The sequence below is a fragment of the Kocuria rosea subsp. polaris genome, from assembly GCF_001483755.1.
Taxonomy (GTDB): Bacteria; Actinomycetota; Actinomycetes; order Actinomycetales; family Micrococcaceae; genus Kocuria; species Kocuria cellulosilytica.
Genome location: NZ_LQBK01000039.1, coordinates 64,956 through 85,544, shown reverse-complemented (window position 1 = coordinate 85,544; position 20,589 = coordinate 64,956). Strand labels below are relative to the sequence as shown.

Annotated in this window: 16 protein-coding genes and 1 pseudogene; 7 read left to right on the top strand and 10 right to left on the bottom strand. The window is 71.7% G+C overall.

Going from position 1 to position 20,589, the window contains the following annotated elements:
* Nucleotides 1–29 precede the first annotated feature (29 nt).
* Genes AVL61_RS14950 through AVL61_RS14940 form a run of 3 tightly spaced genes read right to left on the bottom strand, consistent with a single transcriptional unit; the run spans nucleotide 30 to nucleotide 3,339 of the window.
* Entirely contained in the window at nucleotides 30–932 is a 903-nt protein-coding gene (locus AVL61_RS14950; RefSeq protein ID WP_058875114.1) for an AraC family transcriptional regulator, read from the bottom strand.
* Nucleotides 933–934: 2 nt separating this feature from the next.
* On the bottom strand, nucleotides 935–2,044 hold the full coding sequence (locus tag AVL61_RS14945) for an NAD(P)-dependent alcohol dehydrogenase (RefSeq protein WP_157571458.1): 1,110 nt from the start codon (nucleotides 2,042–2,044) through the stop codon (nucleotides 935–937).
* A 14-nt stretch (nucleotides 2,045–2,058) separates the two neighbouring features.
* On the bottom strand, nucleotides 2,059–3,339 hold the full coding sequence (locus tag AVL61_RS14940) for an MFS transporter (RefSeq protein ID WP_058875113.1): 1,281 nt from the start codon (nucleotides 3,337–3,339) through the stop codon (nucleotides 2,059–2,061).
* Between the two features lie 303 nt (nucleotides 3,340–3,642).
* Here AVL61_RS14940 and AVL61_RS14935 point away from each other — a divergent pair, with 303 nt between their 5' ends.
* Complete coding sequence (locus AVL61_RS14935; RefSeq protein ID WP_058875112.1) at nucleotides 3,643–6,822, top strand: DEAD/DEAH box helicase; 3,180 nt, start codon at nucleotides 3,643–3,645, stop codon at nucleotides 6,820–6,822.
* An 18-nt stretch (nucleotides 6,823–6,840) separates the two neighbouring features.
* Here AVL61_RS14935 and AVL61_RS14930 read toward each other — a convergent pair whose 3' ends face one another.
* Complete coding sequence (locus AVL61_RS14930) at nucleotides 6,841–7,947, bottom strand: zinc-binding dehydrogenase (protein ID WP_197412726.1); 1,107 nt, start codon at nucleotides 7,945–7,947, stop codon at nucleotides 6,841–6,843.
* 415 nt (nucleotides 7,948–8,362) lie between these two features.
* On the opposite strand from AVL61_RS14930, the gene AVL61_RS14925 reads away from it, so the two are divergent.
* The 3 genes from AVL61_RS14925 to AVL61_RS18265 all read left to right on the top strand — a co-directional run bounded on the left by AVL61_RS14925 (nucleotide 8,363) and on the right by AVL61_RS18265 (nucleotide 10,384).
* A complete protein-coding gene (locus AVL61_RS14925; RefSeq protein ID WP_058875110.1) occupies nucleotides 8,363–9,136 on the top strand; it encodes a hypothetical protein in 774 nt (257 codons plus the stop codon).
* Between the two features lie 106 nt (nucleotides 9,137–9,242).
* Entirely contained in the window at nucleotides 9,243–10,127 is an 885-nt protein-coding gene (locus AVL61_RS14920; RefSeq protein ID WP_058875109.1) for an HNH endonuclease family protein, read from the top strand.
* Nucleotides 10,124–10,384 carry an NINE protein gene (locus AVL61_RS18265; protein WP_197412725.1) on the top strand — a complete coding sequence of 87 codons (261 nt, stop codon included), beginning with the start codon at nucleotides 10,124–10,126 and terminating at the stop codon, nucleotides 10,382–10,384. Before AVL61_RS14920 ends, AVL61_RS18265 begins: the two co-directional genes overlap by 4 nt.
* An 86-nt stretch (nucleotides 10,385–10,470) precedes the next feature.
* Here the strand turns inward: AVL61_RS18265 and AVL61_RS14910 are convergent, their stop codons facing one another.
* The 3 genes and pseudogenes from AVL61_RS14910 to AVL61_RS18055 all read right to left on the bottom strand — a co-directional run.
* A complete protein-coding gene (locus tag AVL61_RS14910; protein WP_058875108.1) occupies nucleotides 10,471–11,508 on the bottom strand; it encodes a CPBP family intramembrane glutamic endopeptidase in 1,038 nt (345 codons plus the stop codon).
* A gap of 96 nt (nucleotides 11,509–11,604) precedes the next feature.
* Nucleotides 11,605–12,477, bottom strand: coding sequence for a ribokinase (locus AVL61_RS18260; protein ID WP_231738439.1), 873 nt, complete (start codon nucleotides 12,475–12,477; stop codon nucleotides 11,605–11,607).
* 111 nt (nucleotides 12,478–12,588) lie between these two features.
* Nucleotides 12,589–13,497 (bottom strand): annotated as a pseudogene (locus AVL61_RS18055) (nucleoside hydrolase); the annotation flags it as partial.
* Nucleotides 13,498–13,670: 173 nt separating this feature from the next.
* Between AVL61_RS18055 and AVL61_RS14895 the strand changes: the two are divergent.
* Nucleotides 13,671–15,245 (top strand): NupC/NupG family nucleoside CNT transporter, encoded by a 1,575-nt coding sequence (locus tag AVL61_RS14895; protein WP_082697204.1) that lies wholly within the window; start codon nucleotides 13,671–13,673, stop codon nucleotides 15,243–15,245.
* Between the two features lie 3 nt (nucleotides 15,246–15,248).
* On the opposite strand, the gene AVL61_RS14890 is transcribed toward AVL61_RS14895, so the two are convergent.
* From AVL61_RS14890 to AVL61_RS14880, 3 genes are all read right to left on the bottom strand, one after another.
* Nucleotides 15,249–16,331: an aldo/keto reductase gene (locus tag AVL61_RS14890; RefSeq protein ID WP_058875106.1), complete on the bottom strand. Its 1,083-nt coding sequence runs from the start codon at nucleotides 16,329–16,331 to the stop codon at nucleotides 15,249–15,251.
* A gap of 107 nt (nucleotides 16,332–16,438) precedes the next feature.
* Nucleotides 16,439–17,299 (bottom strand): class II fructose-bisphosphate aldolase, encoded by an 861-nt coding sequence (locus AVL61_RS14885; protein WP_058875105.1) that lies wholly within the window; start codon nucleotides 17,297–17,299, stop codon nucleotides 16,439–16,441.
* 26 nt (nucleotides 17,300–17,325) lie between these two features.
* On the bottom strand, nucleotides 17,326–18,045 hold the full coding sequence (locus AVL61_RS14880; RefSeq protein ID WP_058875104.1) for a FadR/GntR family transcriptional regulator: 720 nt from the start codon (nucleotides 18,043–18,045) through the stop codon (nucleotides 17,326–17,328).
* A 248-nt stretch (nucleotides 18,046–18,293) separates the two neighbouring features.
* Here AVL61_RS14880 and AVL61_RS14875 point away from each other — a divergent pair, with 248 nt between their 5' ends.
* Together AVL61_RS14875 and AVL61_RS14870 are read left to right on the top strand one after the other, a co-directional pair.
* Entirely contained in the window at nucleotides 18,294–19,709 is a 1,416-nt protein-coding gene (locus AVL61_RS14875; protein WP_058875103.1) for a four-carbon acid sugar kinase family protein, read from the top strand.
* Complete coding sequence (locus AVL61_RS14870; protein WP_058875102.1) at nucleotides 19,706–20,584, top strand: NAD(P)-dependent oxidoreductase; 879 nt, start codon at nucleotides 19,706–19,708, stop codon at nucleotides 20,582–20,584. Before AVL61_RS14875 ends, AVL61_RS14870 begins: the two co-directional genes overlap by 4 nt.
* The last annotated feature ends 5 nt before the right edge of the window (nucleotides 20,585–20,589 follow it).

The following is a 20,589-nucleotide window of genomic DNA, read 5'->3' as shown; positions in this document are numbered from 1 at the left end:
ACGCCCTGCCGGGACTCTCCGGCCGGGCCTCAGGGCTGGTCGATCCGCCGGTAGCGGGACGGCGTGGTGCCCGTGGTGGCCCGGAAGTGCCGGTTGAAGTTGGAGAGGTTGGTGAAGCCCACCCGGTAGCAGATGTCCGAGACGGGCAGGTCGGTGCCGCGCAGCAGCCGGCAGGCCTCGGTGAGCCGCATCCGGGTGACCGTGCGGTTGAAGCCCACGCCGGTGGCCTTGGCGAACAGCCTCGAGAACGCGTCCCGGCTCAGGCCCACGGCCTCGGCGACCTCCGGCACGAGCATCCGGCCGTCCAGGTGCTCGGTGATGTAGCTCAGCGCCTGGTTGAAGACCTCGGCCTCGGACGCGTCCAGGCGGTAGGTGCCGCCGCGACTGTCCAGATAGCGGCGCTCGGACTCCGGGGACTCGGCGAGGAGGCCCAGCAGCTCGGCCACGGCCGCCAGCCGGCGGAGACCGAACGTCCCGCTGACCGCCTCCATCGCCGCCGCGCCCTGGGCTGCGGTGCGGCCGGTGAACTCGATGCCCCGGGCCGCGGCCTCCAGCAGCGGCCGCAGGGCCTCGAGCTCGGGCAGCGTCCCGGCCGCGGCGAAGAACCGCTCCTGGTCGAACTGGAGCACGGCGTCCCGGTTCCGGACCACGGCGCGGTCGTCGCGGTGGGAGATCCAGTTGTGCGGCAGGAAGGAGCCCATGATGCTGAGGTGGCCGGGACCGAAGGGCCCGGCCCAGTCCCCGGCCATCACCGTCCCGGAGGACTCCCGGATCAGGTGCACCTCCACCTCGGGGTGGTAGTGCCAGCGGGCCAGGGGGTGGGGCCAGTCGTGCTGGTGCCACCGCACGGAGCTCTGCGGATCCGGGATGACGAGCTCCCGGACCGGGGAGGTGACGTCCTCCGTCGTCGTGCTCCGTGCGGTGGCGTCCACGCTCAGGCTCCGGCCACGCGGATCTGGATCTTGGTGTCGGTGGACCGGCCCTCGGCGCCGCGCTCGAACGCGGCCACGGCGTCGGCGAACGGATAGGTGGCGCTGATCAGCGCCGCCAGGTCCACGGCGGGGGACGCGGCGAGCTCGATGGCCCGCTGGTAGGAGTTGGCGTACCGGAACACGGTCTCGATCCGCAGCTCCCGGGCCTGGGCCGCGGCGACGTCCAGCGGCACCGGATCCACGGGGATGCCCACCAGGACCACGGTCCCGCCGGGTGCGGGGAGCTCCCACAGGTCGCCGAAGACGTGCGGGCTGCCGCTGGCCTCGAAGACCACGTCCGCGCCCCAGCCGCCGGTGGCCTCCCGCACCGCCTCGCCCAGGTCCTGACGGGAGACGTCCACGGGGTGGATCGTGGGATAGGCCTCGATCTTGGCGAACTTCTCCGGCGCCACGTCCGAGATGTACACCCGGGACGCCCCGCTCGCGGCGGCCGCGATGGCGGTGAGCACGCCGATGGTGCCGGCGCCCACCACCACGACGACGTCGCCCGGCGCCAGGCCGGCCTTGGTCACCGCGTGCACCGCCACGGCGAAGGGCTCGATCAGGGCGCCCTCCTCCAGCGAGAGCTGCTCGGGCAGCTTGTAGGTGAAGTCGGCGGGGTGCACGATCTCGGGCTGCAGGCAGCCGTCCACCGGGGGCGTGGCCCAGAACTGCACGTCCGGGTCCACGTTGTACATGCCCAGGCGCGCGGCCCGCGAGCGCGGGTTGGGGATGCCCGGCTCCATGCAGACCCGGTCCCCCACGGCCAGGTGGTCCACGCCCTCGCCCACCTCCAGCACCGTGCCGGAGGCCTCGTGCCCGAGGACCATGGGGTGCTCGACGACGTAGGGCCCGATCCGACCGTGCGTGAAGTAGTGGACGTCGCTGCCGCAGATGCCCACGGTGTGCACGCCGATGCGCACCTCGCCGGGGCCCACCGGGCGCAGGCAGGGGACGGGCCGAACCTGGATCTCGTGCTGGCGTTCGAGGACGACGGCGTCCATGGTGCTCTCCTGGTCTGCTTCGGTGGCGTCGATGACGGTCGGGGTGGCGGTGAGCGTGGTGGGGTTCATGATCTCAGGTCCTTTCAGGCGGCGACGGCGAGGCGATCGCGGCGCGGGAGCATCCGGCCGGTCTCGGTGGTGATGCCGGGCTGGGGCGGGTGGATGAAGAAGGTGGTGGCGGTGCCGAGGAGCATCAGGGCCGCGAAGACCCAGCACACCCCGACCGGGCCGAGGACGGGCAGCAGCAGGGTGGCGATCCCGGGGCCGAGGAACGTGGTCAGCCCGGAGGCGAGGTTGTGGGCGGAGATCGCCGCGCCGCGGTGCTCGGGGGCCAGGGCCGGGAAGATCGCGCCCATCGGGACGAACGCGGTGACGGACAGGGCGAAGAGCACGGCGGCCCCGACCATCGCCGGGAAGCTGGGGCCGAACCACACCGGGACGTAGGCGAAGGCCAGGACCGCGAGGGCCATGCCGCCGAAGCCGAACCAGCGCATCTGGCGCATCCAGCCGTAGCGGTCCCCGAGCCGGCCCCAGACGATGTTGGCGCCGATGGTGATGGTGTTCATGATCGCCCACAGCATCATCCACTCGGGCAGGGTGAACCAGGACTGCCCGCCGATCTCGCCGGTGGTCAGGTACAGCGGCATCATCATCGGGAAGGCGTAGAGGGTGAGGTTGCACAGCACCCGGATGACCACGGAAAGCGCGATCTGCCGGTTCTCCACCAGGATGGTCACCCCGCGCAGCAGCTCGCGGGTGCGTTCGGCGCCGTGCAGCTTCTGGGAGCGGTCGGTCTCGGGCGGGGCGCCGGGGACCAGGAAGGCGCACATCAGGGTGCCGGCCGCCACGAAGGGCAGGGACGCCCACAGGGTGGCGTACTCGCCGATGACGGGGACCAGGAGGCTGGGCACGTAGGCGCCCATCACCCCGATGCCCAGCGAGAAGGACGCCCAGAACCAGCCCATGGCCGAGGCCAGGCGACTGGGGTGCACCGACTGCGCGATGAGCACCACGAACGAGTACATGAACAGCGGGTAGGCGACCCCGCGCAGGCTGTAGATGAGGATGGTGCCGAGCACGCTCTCCAGCCCCACGGTGAGGAACAGGACGTGCAGCACCATCCAGAGGACGCCGCCGAGGACCATGAGGCGCTTGGCGCCCACGACCTCGGCGAGCACCCCGGTGGTCCACGCCGAGATGGCGACCACCAGGCCGTAGACGGTGAAGACGAGGCCGGCCTGGGTGGGCGTGAAGCCGTTCTCGACGAGGAAGCGGGACAGGAACGTGAGCTCAAAACCATCACCGGTCATGAAGACGGCGAGGGCGAGATAGCCGAAGAGCAGGCGGCGGGGCATGCCGAACATGCGGGTACTCCTTCGTGGACACCAAGTGGAAGGCACCTGGCGAGCAGAAGAGCGGGCAGCCGGTGCGCGATGCCCTCAACGCTACGGAGGTGTGACGCGGGCCACTAGCCGATTAATCCGGCGCGGACTGATACTTCTGCGCACATGCCGGTGCTGCTTTACAGGACTCCCACATCCTCACCTACCCTGCCGTAGCTTTAGGCCGTACACCCCGGCAGGCTGTCCCAATCCTCGGCGCGACGCGTCACGTCTGCTGACCCGGCACTCACCGTTCCGGGATGTCGGCAACCCTAAGCTGCCCCTATGGGTCAATTGCACAATGCCAACGCCGTCCGTCTTTCCCCTGGCTTGTATGAGCTCCTCGAAGACTCAGCATTGGCGACGGAACTTACGGAGTGGCCGGAGGGCAGTGCCGCTCTGGATACCGTGGACCCGGCCGACACCCCTCACGTTCTCGCGCGCTATCTCCGCGACCGCATTCTGTTCCACTTAGAGTCCATACCCGCTGCCACCCGTGTACACGAAGCCAATCGCATCCTGGCGGCCCTTAACGACGAAATGCAGGATCCGGCGCGCATCAGCGAAGGTCCTCGACAACTCATGTCGCTCGCGCCGGCGACCGGTGCTGCGGTACGAAAGCCAGCAACTCCGCTATCTGACGCAGCTCTGCTAACCAATACACCGCATGAGCCGCAGGTCGGTCGAGAGATCGCCAAAGAGCTCGAAAGCGCTGATCGTGTGGATCTTCTCATTGCTTTCGTCAAATGGTCTGGCTTGCACGTCATGGACAAGGAGCTCCAGTCACTGAAGGACCGGGGCATTCCGTTCCGCGTCCTGACCACTGTCTACATGGGTGCCAGTGATGCCAAGGCGATCAACGCACTGGCGCGCAAGTACGGCGCGGAAGTTCGAGTTAGCTACGAGACCCGCAATACGCGACTGCACGCAAAGGCGTGGATGTTTCACCGCAAGACCGGCTTCAGCACGGCCTATGTCGGTAGTTCGAACCTGTCGCACGCCGCCATGCTCGACGGCCTCGAGTGGAACGTGCGCCTGTCGTCCGTCGCGACGCCGGCGCTCCTCCAGAAGTTCGAGGCGACCTTCGAGAGCTACTGGGCATCCGAGAGCTTTGAGTCCTACAACCCGGATGATGACGGCGAGCGTCTGGCGAGGGCGCTCTCCGAAGGAGGCGGACGGGTGTCTTCGGACGTGTCCATTGCACACCTGGATGTCCAGCCCTATCCCTACCAAGCTCAAATGCTCCAGGAGCTGGAGGCCGAGCGTGTTATTCACGACCGCCACCGGAATCTCGTGGTCGCCGCGACGGGCACTGGAAAAACCATCCTCGCGGCTTTGGACTATCGCAGGCTGCAGGCCGGAACCCCTGGTGAGCTATCACTGCTTTTTGTGGCCCACCGCCGAGAAATTCTCGAGCAGGCACGCCAGACCTATGCCACAGTTCTCCGTGACGGCGCCTTCGGTGAGCTCATGGTCGATGGCTATCAGCCGGTCAGAGGCAAACACGTTTTTGCGTCGATTCAATCTCTTAACGCCAAGAGCCTGGACCGCTTCGCCCCTGAGTCGTTTGACATGGTAGTCATCGACGAGTTCCACCATGCCGATGCCCCGACCTACCGCAAGATCATTGAGCACTTCCAGCCTCAGGAACTCCTCGGTCTCACCGCCACTCCGGAGCGCGGCGACGGCGTCAACGTCGCAGAGAAGTTTTTTGGAGGCCGCATTGCGAGCGAACTGCGCCTGTGGGATGCCCTCGATCAGCAGTTGCTGACGCCGTTCCACTATTTCGGCGTCTCAGATGGCGTCGACCTGTCTTCACTTCAGTTCCGGCGGGGTCGGTACGAGGACAAAGAACTGGATGCCGTCTACACGGGTAATGACGCACGCACGGCCAAGGTGTTGCAGGCTCTCAACGACAAGGTGCTCGATCCGCACCGCATGAAAGCCATTGGCTTCTGCGTCTCCGTTAAACATGCGGAATATATGGCACGGAAGTTCACGGCGGCCGGGCTGCCGTCCGCGGCACTGTCCGGGGAGAGTTCCAGCGACGAGCGGCGGACTGCCCTCAAGGCGCTGCAGCTCGGAGAACTGCGTGCCGTCTTTGCCGTCGATCTGTTCAACGAAGGCCTTGATATTCCGCAGGTCGACACCATTCTCATGCTCCGGCCGACGCAGTCCTCCACGCTGTTTCTGCAACAACTGGGACGCGGCCTGCGGCTAGCTCCCGATAAACCCGTACTCACCGTTCTGGATTTCATCGGGTTCCAGCACCGAGAGTTCCGGTTTGACCTGAAATACCGTGCCGTGACGGGATCGAGCCGGACGCGCCTGGCCAAGGACCTGGAGGAGGGTTTTTCCTTCCTCCCCTCTGGAACGCAGGTCGTCTTCGATACTGTCGCCCAGTCCGTGGTACTCGACAACGTGAAGCGTCAACTGCGCCTGACGACCCGGCAAGTGGTCGACGAGATTAGGGATTTGGCGGCGCAGCAGCCGTCGCCCGAGTCGTACACCCTGCGTCAGTACCTGACAGATTCCCTCTCAGAAGCATCGGACATCTACCGACGGAACAAGTTTGAGGGTCGGCCGACGACCTGGAACACCTTGCGTCGTGCCGGTGGACTGGTCCCCGATGTTCTGTGGCCCGCCGAGGATCAGGAGACGGAGGTCCTCGTTTTGCTACAGCGCGCCAAGGCGTTTTTGAACGTGGATGACCCCGCCAGACTACGGTGCTACGAGGATTTGCTTCGCCCGGATGCCCCGCCGGTGTTGTATCTGCCGCTCAGAGAGCAGCGAATAGCGCGCATGCTCTACTACTCCTTCTGGCCACAGGGTCCGAAAAGCGGCGGGCCGGGCGATTTAGAAAGCGGCCTCCAGCTGCTCCGGTCGCACGCCATCCTGCGGAACGAGCTGACGCAGCTCATCGACGTCACCGCCGACGGCGCACGCAACCTGCCGCGTTCACTGGGACAGGACTACGCCGACATTCCCCTGCAGACACATGCGCACTACACCCGGGAGGAACTTTTGGCCGGTCTGGGCATGGGAGAAGAAGGACAGCGCACTCCCGGCACAGTGCGCGAAGGCGTGTCCTGGATTCCGTCATCACGCTGCGAGGCGCTTCTCGTCACGCTCCACAAGTCGGAGAAAGACTTCTCGCCCAACACTATGTACAAGGACTACGCGATCTCGGAGACGCTCTTCCACTGGGAGTCGCAGAACCAGACGACTCCGGAATCCACAGCGGGACAGCGTTATCAGCACCACACCGTACAAAACAGCCACATCATGCTGTTTGTCCGTGAGTCCCCGACTCAGGAGGCCGGCACCTCGCCGTACGTCTTTTTGGGCCCCGTCGATTATGTGTCGCACGAAGGGTCCAAACCCATGTCGATTATTTGGAAATTGCGCCGTCCGATGCCGTCCCCGGTGTTCTCGGCCGCGAGCACGGTAGCGCCTCTCAGTTAGAGCCGCGGACGGCGGGGCTTAGAACTCGATGACCTGCCGCACCGCCCGCCCCGCGTCCAGCTCGTCCATCGCCTCGTTGATCTGGTCCAGCGTGATGTGGGAGGTGATCAGCTTCTCCAGCGGCAGCACGCCGTCGCGCCACATCTGCTCGTACTTGGGGATGTCCACCGCCGGCACGGCGGAGCCGAGGTAGCTGCCGATGATCTGGCGGGCCTCGGCGGTGATCTTCAGCGGCTCGATCTGGGACATGGCACCGGGCGCCGGCAGGCCCACGGTGACGGTCACCCCGCCCACAGCGGTGGCGTTGAACGCGGTCTCGAACGCGCGCGGGTGCCCGGCGGCCTCGATCACCACGCGGGGCTTGTCCTCGAGCGCCACGAGCTCCTCCGGGGTGAGCGCCTCGTCCGCGCCGAACTCCTGGGCCATGCCCAGCTTCTCCGGCAGCGCGTCCACGGCGATCACCCGGCGGCAGCCCACGGCCTTGGCGACCAGCACCGCGGCGAGCCCCACGCCGCCGAGGCCGACCACGGCCACGACGTCGTCGGAGGTGGCCTGGGCCGCGTTGATCACGGCCCCTCCCCCGGTGAGCACCGCGCAGCCCATGACGGCCGCGATGGGGGCCGGGACGTCCTCGCCCACGGGCACCACGGAGCGCCGGTCCACCACGGCGTGCGTGGCGAACCCGGAGACCCCCAGGTGGTGGTAGACGTTGCCGCGGGCCTCGGAGCGCAGGTGCATCGAGCCCTCGATGAGGGTGCCGGAGGCGTTGGCCTTCGAGCCGACCGTGCACGGCAGCAGCCCCTCCGTCTTGCAGGCCGCGCACTCGCCGCAGCGCGGCAGGAACGCCATCACCACGTGCTGGCCGACCTCCAGGTCGGTGACCTCGGCGCCCACGTGCTCGACGACGCCGGCCGCCTCGTGCCCCAGCAGCATCGGCAGGGGCCGCGGACGGTTGCCGTTGACCACGGAGAGGTCGGAGTGGCACACCCCGGCGGCCGTGATCCGCACCCGCAGCTCGGTGGGGCCGGGCTCGCCGAGCTCGAGCTCCTCGACGCGCAACGGCTGCGACTCGGCGTACGGGGCGGAGGCCTCCATGGTCTCCAGGACGGCTCCACGAATCTTCACGACGACCTCCGGTATCGGTGCACGGGTGTGACGCCGTTCACCGTACCGCCCGGTCGGCCGGTGATCGAGGAGCCGTGCGACCGGCAGCCCCGCCGGAGCGGCGGAACGGTCCAGGGATTCGACGGGCGCTCCTCCCGGCGCGGCGGGCCGGACGGCTCCAGCGGCGCCCTTTTCCGTCACACAACAGCGGGCCCCGAAGAGGGGACAGGACGCGTCCCGGTGCCCCGGCGATCTCCGGGCGCAAGGCGAACCGTCCCTGACCTGGTCTCTTGCAGGAGGGCCGTCGATCACCGGCCGGAGACCCCGGTCCGGCAGTCGGAACACTGGGCCGCCCGCACGCCGCGCGGTGGTCGTCCCGAGAAGCAGTACGAGTAATCTAATTGCTTAAGCAACAACACGTTTCCGGGGGATCCAGATGACCGCCACCACCCCGCTGCCCGCGCTCCTTCCGGAGCTCCTGCAGCTCGTCCAGCCCGTGGGCCTGTTCTTCGCCGCCCTGGGCCTCATCGTGCTGGGCCTGCGGCTCGTCTACGTGCTGGGCAGCGCCGTGACGACCTCGGTGCGGACGATGTTCACCGGCTCGGAGCACTCCCCGTCGCCGCGGGCCGAGCACAGGGCCGTGGCGGCGGCCCGGCGAGCCGGCGCGGAGGACATGCGCACCGCCTGGCTCCAGTGGCACCTCCGGCCCAGGACCACCCACACGGCGGTCAGCGAGCTCGCGTCCCTGCCCAGGACGCTGGCCGTGGTGCCGCGGGCGGACTGGAGCGTCGACCGGTTCCGCGAGCACGGCGCGGACGTCTGGGCCGTCCGGCCGCTGGCCGTGACGCCCGCCTGGCGCCAGAAGGCCGACGCCCGCCTGGACTGGATGGCCGCCATGGTCTCCGACCTGGCCGAGAACCCGTTCGACTCCGCCCGGGGCCAGACCAGCGAGCAGTACCTCTACCACCAGGACCGGGAGGTCCGCGACGCCTACCTCCAGGGCGGCACCGAGGCCGCGGAGCGGATCATGGAGACCATCACGGACGCCCGGGACCGGGTCCGCCAGGACGCCGCCACCGAGGGCGCCGCGGCCTTCCTGGCCCAGCAGCGCAATGCCGCGTTCGACCGGCTGCGCAGCACCTACCGCCCCACGAAGACCCGGGACGCCCACGCCGCCTGGGACGCCGCGGCCGAGGACCTCGGCCGGTGACCCGCGCGGACCACCGGGTGGCCCCGACGCCGGCGGCGCCTGGACCGGGCCCCAGGACCGGCACCGGCCGGGACGCCCCGGACCCTTCTCGTTCCCCAGGAGCAGCATGAACCCCGCCCGTCATCCATCCCCTGATCCCGGGCGCACCGCCTTCACCGCCCACCCCGGCTTCCGGGCCGGCCGGTGGCTCCTGGCCGTGCCGGCGCACCTGACCATGGTGGCCGGCGTCCTCGCCGTCGTGGTCACGGCGGCACCGACCGCCCTGGTCGCCGAGTCGTCCCCGCTGCCGCCCGAGGCCGTCGCCGCCACCCCGGCGCCCTCCCCGTCCCCCACCGGGACCGCGGGCACGGAGGTCACCGGGGTCACCGCCTCGCCGGAGCCCACCGACGGGTGGGACCCGGCGTCGGAAGCCCTGGTGGCCCTCCACAGCCTGGAGGTGGCCGACACCGGCTCCATGGCCGGCTACGACCGCTCCGCCCGGTTCGGCGACTGGATCGACGCCGACGACGACTGCGCGAGCACCCGCGACGAGATCCTCGCCCGGGACCTGACCGACATGACGACCGAGGACGGCTGCACGGTGGCCTCGGGGACACTGGACGACCCCTACACCGGCGAGCTGGTCCGCTTCACCCGCGGGGTCACCACGTCCTCGGACGTGCAGATCGACCACGTGGTGGCCGCCGGCAACGCGTGGGCCTCCGGAGCGCGCGACCTCTCCCAGGCCGAGCGGGTGGCGTTCTACAACGACCCGCTGAACCTGCTGGCCGTGGCCGGCCCCGTCAACGCCTCGAAGTCCGACTCCCCGGCCGACGAGTGGCTCCCGCCCGAGGAGTCCTTCCGCTGCGAGTACGTGGCCACCCAGATCGCGGTGAAGGCCGAGTACGGGCTGCAGGTGACCACTGCGGAGAAGGCAGCCATGGCCGGCGTCCTGTCCACGTGCCCCGGCCAGGAGCTGCCCACCGACCACCGGAACGAGGACCCGAGGTGATCCATGACACCACCGTCATCGGTGCGCCCCGTGCGGGGACGAGAAGCTCCCGCAGGCAGCGCGGCCACCGGAACCCGACCGACGCCTGGCTCCTGTGGATGTTCTTCGGCTGGCTGGGCCTGCACCGCTACTACCTCGGGGACTGGAAGAAGGGCCTCGCCATGACGCTCACGCTCGGCGGGCTCGGCCTCTGGTCCCTGCTGGACGGCTTCTTCCTGACCCGGCGCCTCCGGCGGATCAACAGCGGCCGGCTGTGATCGAGCGCCCCGCCGGGCGGGAGCGCCGTCCGTGACTCGGTCCGCGGTGCGGACCGGGTCACGCGCCCGGCCTCAGGCAGTCGCCTTCAGGCGGCCGGCGGCGGCACGGCCCGGTGCTGCAGCCCCGCCCGCCGGCCGAGGGCGATCAGGACCGCCGCGATGGCCACGATGACGACCATCGGCGCCAGCATGAACGGGCCGCCCACCCCGGCCGAGCGGTCCATGCCCTCGCTCATCTGCCCGGTGAACGTGGAGACCAGGAACAGCAGCACGTTGTTGGCCGCGTGCACGAGCACGGCCGCCTCGAGCCCGCCGGTGAACTGGGTCAGCAACGACATCGCGATGCCGAAGACCACGTAGTAGGCGATGAGCCACCCGTCCGTGGCGAAGTGGGCGAGGGCGAACAGCACCGAGCTCACCAGGGTGCCCAGCACGAAGGACGGCACGGCCCCGGGGGCCCACGAGCCCGCGGCGCGCTGGATCACGCCGCGGAACATGTACTCCTCGGACGCCGCCTGCAGCGGGGTGGTCAGCAGGACGATCGCGAGGAAGGCCCAGGTGGTCGCGTCCAGGACGATCGGCCCCGGTGTCTCCACGAGGACGATGACCACCACGTAGGCCACGAACAGCGGGACGACGACGACGGACGCCCGCCCCAGCCAGTCCCACCGGAGACGCCCGGCCACCGAGTGGAGGGTGCCCACCGGCTGCCGGTGCAGGTACCGGTGCAGGAGCACCGCGACGGCGGCCGAGGCGATCAGGGACAGGTTGGTGGCCAGCAGCAGCGCCGGGGTGAGGGTGATCCGGCCGCTCGCCAGCTCCTCGGTGGTGGTGGTGCCCAGCAGGAGGTCGATCGCCACACCGGCGAAGGACAGCACGATCGAGAACACGGCGATCGCCGCGACGACGGCCAGGATGCTGAGCAGGCCCTTCCACCAGCGGTTCCGCGGCGTGCGGTAGAACTCCGCGTGGGTGAGCGGCGTCGTCGTCGGGCCGTCCGCGGGCGGAACGGGGCCGCGCGGGGAACCCGGGTACGGGACGGGGCGACCGGGGCCCGGGGGACCGTGTCCGGCCGATCCCGGGGACTGCCAGGGGGCCGGTCGCCGCGGAGGGTTCGAGGTCATGGGCCCAGGCTAGTTCCCGGCGCCGGGTGGCACGGGAGAGCTCTCTGAGCCGCCGGCCGACAGCCCTTCCCCTGGGGCGGACTGCGCAGAAAGAGGTCAGGCCCGGTCGGCGCCGGGTGCTTTCCCGGCCGCGGGCGGTCGGCCGTCGCCGTCCGGGGTCGGCAGGTAGTGCGCCAGCGGGAAGAGCTCCGGCTGCGAGGAGGGGTCGCCCGCGGCGTGGGCGCCCACCGCGTTGGCGGCCCGCAGCGCCGTCGCGGAGTCGGCCCCGGAGACGAGGGCGAGCACCAGCGCGGCGCAGAACGCGTCCCCGGCACCGACCGTGCTGACCACGTCGACCTGCTCCGCGGGGGCGGACGCGACCTGCCGCCCGCGCTCGAGGATGGCCGAGCCCTCGGCGCCGTAGGTCACCGCCACCAGCTTGGCCTCGGCCAGCTCGGGGATGAGGGCGTACTCGGACTCGTTGACGATGATCAGGTCGCACCGGTCCACCAGCTCCGCCGGGAGGGGCAGGGCCGGGGCGGCGTTCAGGGCGAAGAAGCCCGGGGTCCGCCGGGCGGTCTCGCGCACGGTGTCGAGCTCGATCTCCAGCTGGCAGAGCACCGCCTCCTCCGGCGCGAAGGTCACGTCCTCGAGGGACACCTCGGCGTTGGCGCCGGAACAGACCACGATCTGGTTCTCCCCGTCCCGGTCCACGGCGATGAGGGCGGTGCCGGTCGGCGCCGGCACCCGGGCGACACCGGTGGTGTCGACCCCGGCGGCCGCCATGCTGCGCAGGACGGCGCTGCCGTCCGGGTCCTCGCCGACGGCGCCGATCATCCGGGCGCGGCCGGCGAGCCGGGCCGCGGCCACCGCCTGGTTGGCGCCCTTGCCGCCCGGCTCCCGCTGCAGAGCCGCGCCGCCGACCGTTTCTCCCGGGGCCGGCAGCCGCTCGCACACCGCCGTCAGGTCGATGTTGATGCTGCCCACCACGGTGAGCGCCGGAGGCTCGGGCTCCGGCGGCTCCGCCGGTGCGGACGCGCCGAGCCGGCGGAACGCGGCCAGGAGGTGCGGCGCGAAGTCCTCGGCCAGCTCGAGCACCACCCGGCACCGGGCGCCGGCCGCGGCGGGGTGACCGGCGTAGCGGCCGCGCAGGTCGCAGATCGTCTGGCCGCGCCCGGGGCCGCCGGTCGTGTCGACCTCGACCCGGACCGTCGGGGCGAGGCCGGTCCGGACGGTGCCGGCCGCCACCGCGGCGGCCAGCGGGTCGTGCAGGGCGGAGACCGGGCGGCCGAAGACCTCGGTGTAGAAGCCGGCGTAGTGCTCGAGCATCGCGGCGAGCGCCGGCATCACCGGATGGTCGACGGCCGCGATCTGCTGCCGCTGGTCCTCGTCCAGGGGGTGCTCCATGGTGACGTCCAGCGGCACCAGGGTCACCTCCCACGGGGCGGCGAGCACCTCGGCGGCCGCTTCGGGGTCGTGCAGGATGTTGGCCTCGGCCACCGGCGTGCGGTTGCCGGGGGCCAGGGCGGCGCCGCCCATGACGGTGACGCCGGCGACCAGCTCGGGCAGGGCGGGCTCCTGCCGGAGGGCCCGGGCGAGGTTGGTCAGCGGGCCGGTGGCCAGCACGTGGAGCTCGCCCGGGTGCTCGTGGGCGAGCCGGATGAGCATCGCCTCCGCCGGTTCGGCCACCGGTGCGGCGGCCGCCCTCGGCAGCTGCACGTCCCCGATGCCGCGGGTGCCGTGCACCTCCGGGGCTCCTCCGCCGGACCGGCCGGCGAGGGGGTGCTGGGCGCCGACCGCGACCGGTGTGCCGGGGCGGTCCAGCAGGGCCAGCAGGGCCAGCAGGTCCAGGGTGTTGCGGGCGGCGGTCACGGCGTCGGTGTTGCCGCTGACGGTGCCGATGCCGCGCAGGTCCACCGAGGGCGTGGCCACCAGGTAGGTCAGGGCGAGGGCGTCGTCGATGCCGGTGTCGCAGTCGAGGTAGAAGGGCCGGGCTTCCGGATCGGCCATCGCTCGCACCCTCCGAGTCGGTCGAGGCAGTCCCGGAAAAAAGAAACAGGGGACCGCGCAGCGCTGCGGTTAGAGTACCCCGTACCACGCCGGCGTCGCCGTCAGCACGAGGCGGAGCCCGCACCGACGTCGTCACCGGCATCCTGGGCACGCCCGACGGAAGGACAATTCACATGCTGGACGTGCTGTGGGGCATCGGCGGGATGATCGCGCTCCTCGCCATCGCGGTCCTGTTCTCGGTGGACCGCCGCAGGATCCGGATCCGGACCGTCGCCCTGGCGCTGGCCCTGCAGGTGACCTTCGGCGTGCTGGTGCTCTACGTCCCGGCCGGCCGCGCCGTGCTCCAGACCATCACCCAGGCGGTGCAGGCCGTCATCGACTCCTCCGCCGCGGGCATCGACTTCCTCTTCGGCCCGATCCTGCCCGAGGAGGGGGCGGTCTTCGCCTTCCAGGTGCTGCCGGTCATCGTGTTCTTCGCGGCCCTGACCTCGGTGCTGTACTACCTGGGCATCCTGCAGTGGGTCGTGAAGATCATCGGCGGCGGGCTGGCGAAGCTGCTCGGCACCACGACCCCGGAGTCGATGAACGCGGCCGCCAACATCTTCGTGGGGCAGACCGAGGCGCCGCTGGTCATCCGGCCCTACGTGGCGGGGATGACGCGCTCCGAGCTCTTCGCCGTGATGTGCGGCGGGCTGGCGACCGTGGCCGGCTCGGTGCTCGTGGGCTACTCCCTGCTCGGGGCGCCGCTCGAGTACCTCATCGCGGCCTCGTTCATGGCGGCCCCGGCCGCGCTGCTCATGGCCAAGCTCCTCGTCCCCTCCGGGGCCCTGGAGGAAGCACGGGAAGGAACACGCGCGGAGGCGCCGGCGGCCGGCGCCGCACGGGCCCCGGGCGCTGCCGGCGGGCCGGCGGGCACCGACGACGGCACCGGCGCGGGCGCTGCCGAGAGCACCGACGGCACCGGCGTGGGCGCTGCCGAGGGCACCGACGGCCCGGCGCAGGGCGAGCCGGCGCGGGAGGAGCGCGGCGGCGCGCGGCGGTGGCTGGCCCGCGGTGCCCGGCGCGGGGCGACCTCGCACGCGGCGCTCGAGATCGCCCGGCGGCAGGACGCCCAGGCCGCGGGCCGGAGCGAGGGCGACGCCGCCCGGCCCGGCGACGTCGCCCGGTCCGCCGACCCGGAGGGGGTCTCCGCCACGGACGCGGCCGGGGACCCCGTCGAGGAGGAGGAGCCGCCGGCCAACGTCATCGACGCCGCCGCCCGCGGCGCCTCGGACGGCCTGAGCCTGGCCCTCAACGTCGGCGCGATGCTCATCGCCTTCATCTCGCTCATCGCGCTCATCAACGTCATCCTGGGCTCGATCGGCGGTCTGTTCGGGCTGGGCGACCTCACCCTCGAGCAGCTCTTCGGCTACGTCTTCGCGCCGGTGATGTTCGCCGTCGGGGTGCCCTGGGCCGAGGCGCTCGACGCCGGCAGCTTCCTCGGGCAGAAGCTGGTGCTCAACGAGTTCGTGGCGTTCGCCGGCTTCGCCCCGCAGATCGAGGACTACTCCGCGAAGACGCAGGCCATCGTGACGTTCGCCCTGACCGGGTTCGCGAACTTCGGGTCCCTGGCGATCCTCCTCGGCGGGCTCGGCGGCATCGCCCCGAGCCGCCGCCGGGACATCGCCCAGCTCGGCCTGCGAGCCGTGCTCGGCGGGACGCTCGCCAACCTCATGAGCGCCGCGATCGCGGGCATGCTCATCGGCTGAGCCCTACCCCTCGGCGCGGTCCTCCCCGAGGACGTGGCCGCGCTGCTCGGCGTAGAACTCCGCCTCCGCGGGCTCGGGGCGGTCCTGGCCGTTGAGCAGCCGGTGCCACAGCGGGTAGTAGGCGGGCAGCTGGGACGCGGACGTGATCCGGTCCCGGGCCTCCTGCGGCAGCGTGAGCTCGGCGGCGTCGAGGTCCTCCTGCAGGTGCTCGAACCTGCGGGCGGCGATCACGGTCCCGTCGATGCCCGGCCGGTCCAGGATCCAGGAGATCACCACCTGGGGGATCGTCCAGCCCAGCTCCCCGGCGATCTCGTCGAAGAGCTCGATCAGGCCGTAGGCGCGGTCCCGGTCCACCACGTGCGGCTCCGGCCAGCCGGTGCCCTGGCGGGTGTCGGACGGGGTCTCGGTCCCGCGGCGGACCTTCCCGTTGAGCAGCCCCTCCCCCAGCGGGCTCCAGCCGAAGGTCGCGAGCCCGAGGTCGCGGGCGGCCGGGACGATCTCGTACTCGATCTCCCGGGCCTCCGGGGTGTAGTAGGCCTGGTGCGCCACCGGGGCCTCGAGCCCGGCCAGCCGCGCCTCGTAGACCGTCTTGGCCAGCTGCCAGCCGTTGTAGTTGGAGACGCCCCAGTACCGGATCTTCCCGGCCCGGATCAGCTCGTCGGCAGTGGCGATGGTCTCGGTGATCGGGGTCTGCCCGTCCCACTGGTGCAGGTAGAGCAGGTCGAGGTGGTCGGTCCGCAGCCGCCGGAGGCTGTCCTCGACGGCCCGGGTCACGTGGATCCGGCTCGCGCCGCCGTCGTTGGGGCCGTCCCCGGTGGGGGTGCGCGCCTTCGAGGTGAGGACGACGTCGTCCCGCTTGTCCCCGAGCACCTCGCCCAGGACGCGCTCGGCGTCCCCGGCCGAGTACAGGTTGGCGGTGTCGATGAAGTTCACGCCGCGGTCCAGGGCCTCGTCGATCTGCCGCTTCGCCTCGTCCGGGCCGAGCCCCGCGATCTTCTCGAAGCCTCCGCCGGAGCCGAAGGGGATGGTGCCGAGGGCCAGCCGGGAGACGTACAGGCCGGAACTGCCGAGTCGGGTGTACTCCATGAGGAACTCCTCTGCTCGTGATGCGGTGCTGGTGCGTGCTGCCGGTGCCACCGGGCAGCCGGCGGACCGGTCCCGGGGCACGGCATGCGGGAACGACGAACCGGTGCTCAGGTATTCCGGGGGCACGCCTCGGCGGTGGTCAGCCCGTGGGCCAGCGTGGTGAACTCGCCCACCGACCCGGTCCAGTCCTCCAGGAGCACCCACAGGTCCAGGCCCTGGCTCCTGCGCTCCTCGCACCGGTCCGCGAGGGTCGCGAAGATCGCGGCGCGCAGCTCGGTGTTGATGTTGACCTTGCCGATGCCCGCCAGGGGCGCGCGGACCAGCATGGTCTCGGGGATCCCGGAGGCGCCGTGCAGCACCAGCGGGGTCCGGCCGGCGGCCTCGCAGATCTGTTCCAGGCGGCCCCAGTGCAGCCGCGGGATGCCCTGGTAGTGCCCGTGCACGTTGCCCACGGCCACGGCCAGCAGGTCCGCCCGGGACGCGGCCAGGAACCCGGGGACCTCGTCGGGGTCGGTCATGCCGCCGGGCCCGGTGGTCCGGGCCGTGTCCTTGGTGCCGGGGAGGCTGCCGAGCTCCCCCTCGAGCACCACGCCGGGGCCCACGACATCGCGGGCCCGAGCGACGAGCTCGGCGTTCTCCGCGGCGGGCAGGGCCGAGCCGTCGGCCAGGACGGCGTCGGCACCGGCCGCCGCGGCCTGCTCGATCAGCCCCAGGTCCACGGCGTGGTCCAGCTGCACGCACACGGGGGTGGCGGCGTCGTCGGCCAGGTGGCGCAGCGCGGTGACGAAGCGTCGCCCGCCGGTCCCTGCGGCCGCCTTCGACGGGACCAGGAGGATCACGGGGCGGCCCGCGCGCTCGCTGGCCTCCACCACGGCCTGGGCCGTGGCGAAGTCGTAGGTGCTCAGCGCCGGCACGGCGGTGCGGGCGTCGAGGGCGGTGGTGACGACGTCGAGCATGTTGGCGCGCATGGGCGGAGTCCTTCGTCAGGAGTCGTTCAGCGGTCGGCCGGGAAGCGGTCCCCCAGCACGTAGGTCTTCAGGTCGGCGAGCGTCTGCTGCAGGTGCTGGTCCATGGCCTGGCGAGCCCGGGCGGGGTCGGCGGAGGCCAGGGCGGCGACGATCCTGCGGTGCTCGGCGACGGCGTGGGCCTGGATCTCGGGCACCCGGGAGGTCTGGGCGCGCCGCTCCGCCAGCACGCGGTGCAGCGGTTCGAACAGGACCGCGACGAACACGTTGCCGGAGGCCTGCAGGATCCGCTCGTGGAAGCGCAGGTCGGCGGCCACGAAGGCCGCCACGTCCTGGGCGCGGTGGGCGTCGGCCATGGCGTCGGCGTCCCGGGCCAGTTCGTCCAGCTCCTCGGCGGAGAGCCGCCCGGCGGCCAGCTCGCAGGCCCCGGACTCCAGGAAGCGGCGCAGCTCGATGAGCTGCACGGCGGCCGCCGCGTCGTCCTGTCCCTCGGAGACGGCCCGGATGACGGCCTCGAGGGACGCCCACCGGGACACGGGGTTCACGAAGGTGCCCCGGCCGCGCTCCACGCGCAGGATGCGCTGGGCGCCCAGGGTCCTGATCGCCTCCCGCACGGTCATGCGGCTGACCTGGTGCTGCGCGCTGAGCTCGATCTCCCCGGGGACCGCCGCCCCCGGAGGGAAGTCCCCGGCGATGATCCGGTCGAGGAGGGCGTCGGCGACCTGGTCGACCAGGGACGGTCGTGCCATGGCGCTCCTCCTCGGTGCGGCGGACGGCGGGCGGCGGCTCCGGTGCCGGCTCCCGCCCTGACAGGGAAGTCTACCCACCGGCGATCATCGGAGGTCCGATGCTCCGGCGGCGGGCGCCTCCCCCGGCGGCGTGGACGACGTGTGCCGTGCCACGTAGAATGTCTGACATCTTACAGGTGGAGCGTCGGCCCGGAGATCGACGAGGATCTGCCGCCCGCCCTGGCCTCTTCCCGAAAGGAAGTCCCCGCATGACCACCGCGCGCACCCTGCTCGTGCTCGACGACGACCCCACCGGGTCCCAGTGCGTCCACGACGTCGACGTCGTCCTCGAACTCGATCCCGGTCCGGTCCTGGACGTCGTCCGCCACCCCGGGCGCACGTGCTTCGTGCTCACCAACAGCCGGGCCCGGCCCGAGGCGGAGGCCGTGGCGCTCAACACGGACCTCGTCTCGTCGGTCCTGCAGAGTCTCGCCGCCGAGGGCCTGCCGCTGCCCCACCTGGTCTCCCGCAGCGACTCGACCCTGCGCGGGCACGTCATCGCCGAGCCCACCGCCCTGGCGGACGTGCTCGCCCAGCACGGGACGGCCGTGGACGGGTTCCTCTTCGCCCCGGCCATGCTCGAGGCCGGCCGGTACACCGAGGGCGACGTCCACTATGCGGTCATGCAGGGGAAGCCGATGCCCGTGGGCGAGACCGACTTCGCCGCGGACGCGACCTTCGGCTACTCCGCCTCCGACCTCAAGGACTTCCTCGTGGAGCGCTCCGGCGGGGCACTGGACCGGGACTCGATCCTGTCGATCGGCCTCGACGAGATCCGCTCGGGGGGCGTGCCGGCCGTCGCGGAGATCCTGCGCCGGGCCCGGGACCGGGCCTGGGTGGTGGTCAACGCCACGGAGTACGCGGACCTCGACACCGTGGCGGAGGCGCTCGCGGTGCTCGAGTCCGAGGGGCGGACCTTCGTCACCCGGTGCGGGCCGTCCTTCGTGCGCCCGCTGGCCGGGCTCACGGACTCGCGGGAACTGGGCCCCGAGGACATCACGGTGGGCCCGGACCGCCTGCCGCACGGGCTCGTGGCCGTGGGCTCCCACGTGGGGCTCACCAACCGCCAGCTCGCCGAGCTGCGCACCCGCCGCGACCTGTACGAGGTGGAGCTGGACGTGCCCACCCTGCTCGACGACGCCTCCCGCCCCGGCTACGTGGCCGACGCCGTCGCGCGGATCACCGACGCGCTGGCGGGCCGCGACGCGGTGGTGTGGACCAGCCGGGAGCTCGTGCGCACGGAGGACCCCGACGAGTCGCTGGCCATCGCGCGCTCGGTCTCGGACGCGCTCGTGGCGGTCGTGCACGGCGTGGCGCAGTCCCGCCCGGCGTGGGTCGTGGCCAAGGGCGGGATCACCTCCCACGAGGTGGCCCACCGGGGCCTCGGGATCCGCCGGGCCACCGTCACCGGACAGTTCTTCCCCGGCCAGATCTCCCTGTTCCAGCCCACCGACGCCCCGGAGACCACCCAGGGCGGACCCTATGTGGTCTTCCCCGGCAACGTGGGCGGGGAGAGCGCCCTCGCCGACGTGGTGGAGGTCCTCGACGGGGCCGCCGAGCGCGCCCGCTCGGCCGGCCGGGGCACCCCGTCCAGCACACCCGCTTCCCAGGAGGACCCCTCATGAGCTCACCCCTGTCCGTCGGCTTCCTCGGCCTCGGCGCCATGGGCGCCCCCATGGCCCTCACCCTGGCCCGCGCCGGCTTCCCCGTCCGCGGCTTCGACGTCTCGCCCCGCGCCCAGGAGCAGGTGGGCGACGCCCTCGAGTTGCTGGCCGACCCCCGCGAGGCGGCGGCCGGCGCGGACGTCGTCGTCGTCATGGTCGCGACCGGGGCGCAGCTGCACGACGTGCTGTTCGGCGAGCGCGGCGTCGCCGAGGCCCTCGGCCCGGACACGGTGCTGCTCGTGATGGCGACCGTCGGGCCCCAGGCCGTGGAGTCCTGCGCGCAGGGCCTCGAGTCCCGCGGCGTGCGGATCGTGGACGCGCCGGTGTCCGGCGGGACGGCGCGCGCGGCCACCGGGGACCTGCTCGTGATGGTCGGCGGCGCCGAGGAGGACGTCGCCGCGGTCCGGCCGCTGCTGGACGCGATGGCCGCCAACGCGCCGCTCGTGGGGCCCCGGGTGGGCGACGGGCAGCGCTTCAAGGTGGTCAACCAGCTGCTGTGCGGGGTGCACATCGCCGTGGCGGGCGAGGCCCTGGCCCTGGCCGACTCCATGGGCCTGGACGCGGCGCAGTGCCTGGAGGTCCTCTCCACGGGGGCCGCCACGTCCTTCATGTTCGAGGACCGCGGGCCGCGGATGCTGCAGGGCGAGGAGGCGGAGGTCCGTTCCGCCCTGGACATCTTCGTCAAGGACATGGGCCTGGTCACCGACGCCGCCCGGGCGGTCGCCCAGCCGGTGCCGCTGGCCTCGGCGGCCGAGCAGCTCTACGTGCGCGGCCGCCGCGAGGGCCACGGCCGGCACGACGACTCCTCGGTCTTCGACGTCCTGCGCTCCCGGTAGGCCCG

Bases quoted from the DNA above. Each gene is read 5' to 3' on its own strand.
- AVL61_RS14885 (WP_058875105.1), bottom strand. From the start codon at position 17,299: ATGCGCGCCAACATGCTCGACGTCGTCACCACCGCCCTCGACGCCCGC.
- AVL61_RS14940 (WP_058875113.1), bottom strand. From the start codon at position 3,339: ATGTTCGGCATGCCCCGCCGCCTGCTCTTCGGCTATCTCGCCCTCGCC.
- AVL61_RS14910 (WP_058875108.1), bottom strand. From the start codon at position 11,508: ATGACCTCGAACCCTCCGCGGCGACCGGCCCCCTGGCAGTCCCCGGGA.
- AVL61_RS14925 (WP_058875110.1), top strand. From the start codon at position 8,363: ATGACCGCCACCACCCCGCTGCCCGCGCTCCTTCCGGAGCTCCTGCAG.
- AVL61_RS14945 (WP_157571458.1), bottom strand. From the start codon at position 2,044: ATGAACCCCACCACGCTCACCGCCACCCCGACCGTCATCGACGCCACC.
- AVL61_RS14880 (WP_058875104.1), bottom strand. From the start codon at position 18,045: ATGGCACGACCGTCCCTGGTCGACCAGGTCGCCGACGCCCTCCTCGAC.
- AVL61_RS14870 (WP_058875102.1), top strand. From the start codon at position 19,706: ATGAGCTCACCCCTGTCCGTCGGCTTCCTCGGCCTCGGCGCCATGGGC.
- AVL61_RS14935 (WP_058875112.1), top strand. From the start codon at position 3,643: ATGGGTCAATTGCACAATGCCAACGCCGTCCGTCTTTCCCCTGGCTTG.
- AVL61_RS14920 (WP_058875109.1), top strand. From the start codon at position 9,243: ATGAACCCCGCCCGTCATCCATCCCCTGATCCCGGGCGCACCGCCTTC.
- AVL61_RS14875 (WP_058875103.1), top strand. From the start codon at position 18,294: ATGACCACCGCGCGCACCCTGCTCGTGCTCGACGACGACCCCACCGGG.
- AVL61_RS14895 (WP_082697204.1), top strand. From the start codon at position 13,671: ATGCTGGACGTGCTGTGGGGCATCGGCGGGATGATCGCGCTCCTCGCC.
- AVL61_RS14890 (WP_058875106.1), bottom strand. From the start codon at position 16,331: ATGGAGTACACCCGACTCGGCAGTTCCGGCCTGTACGTCTCCCGGCTG.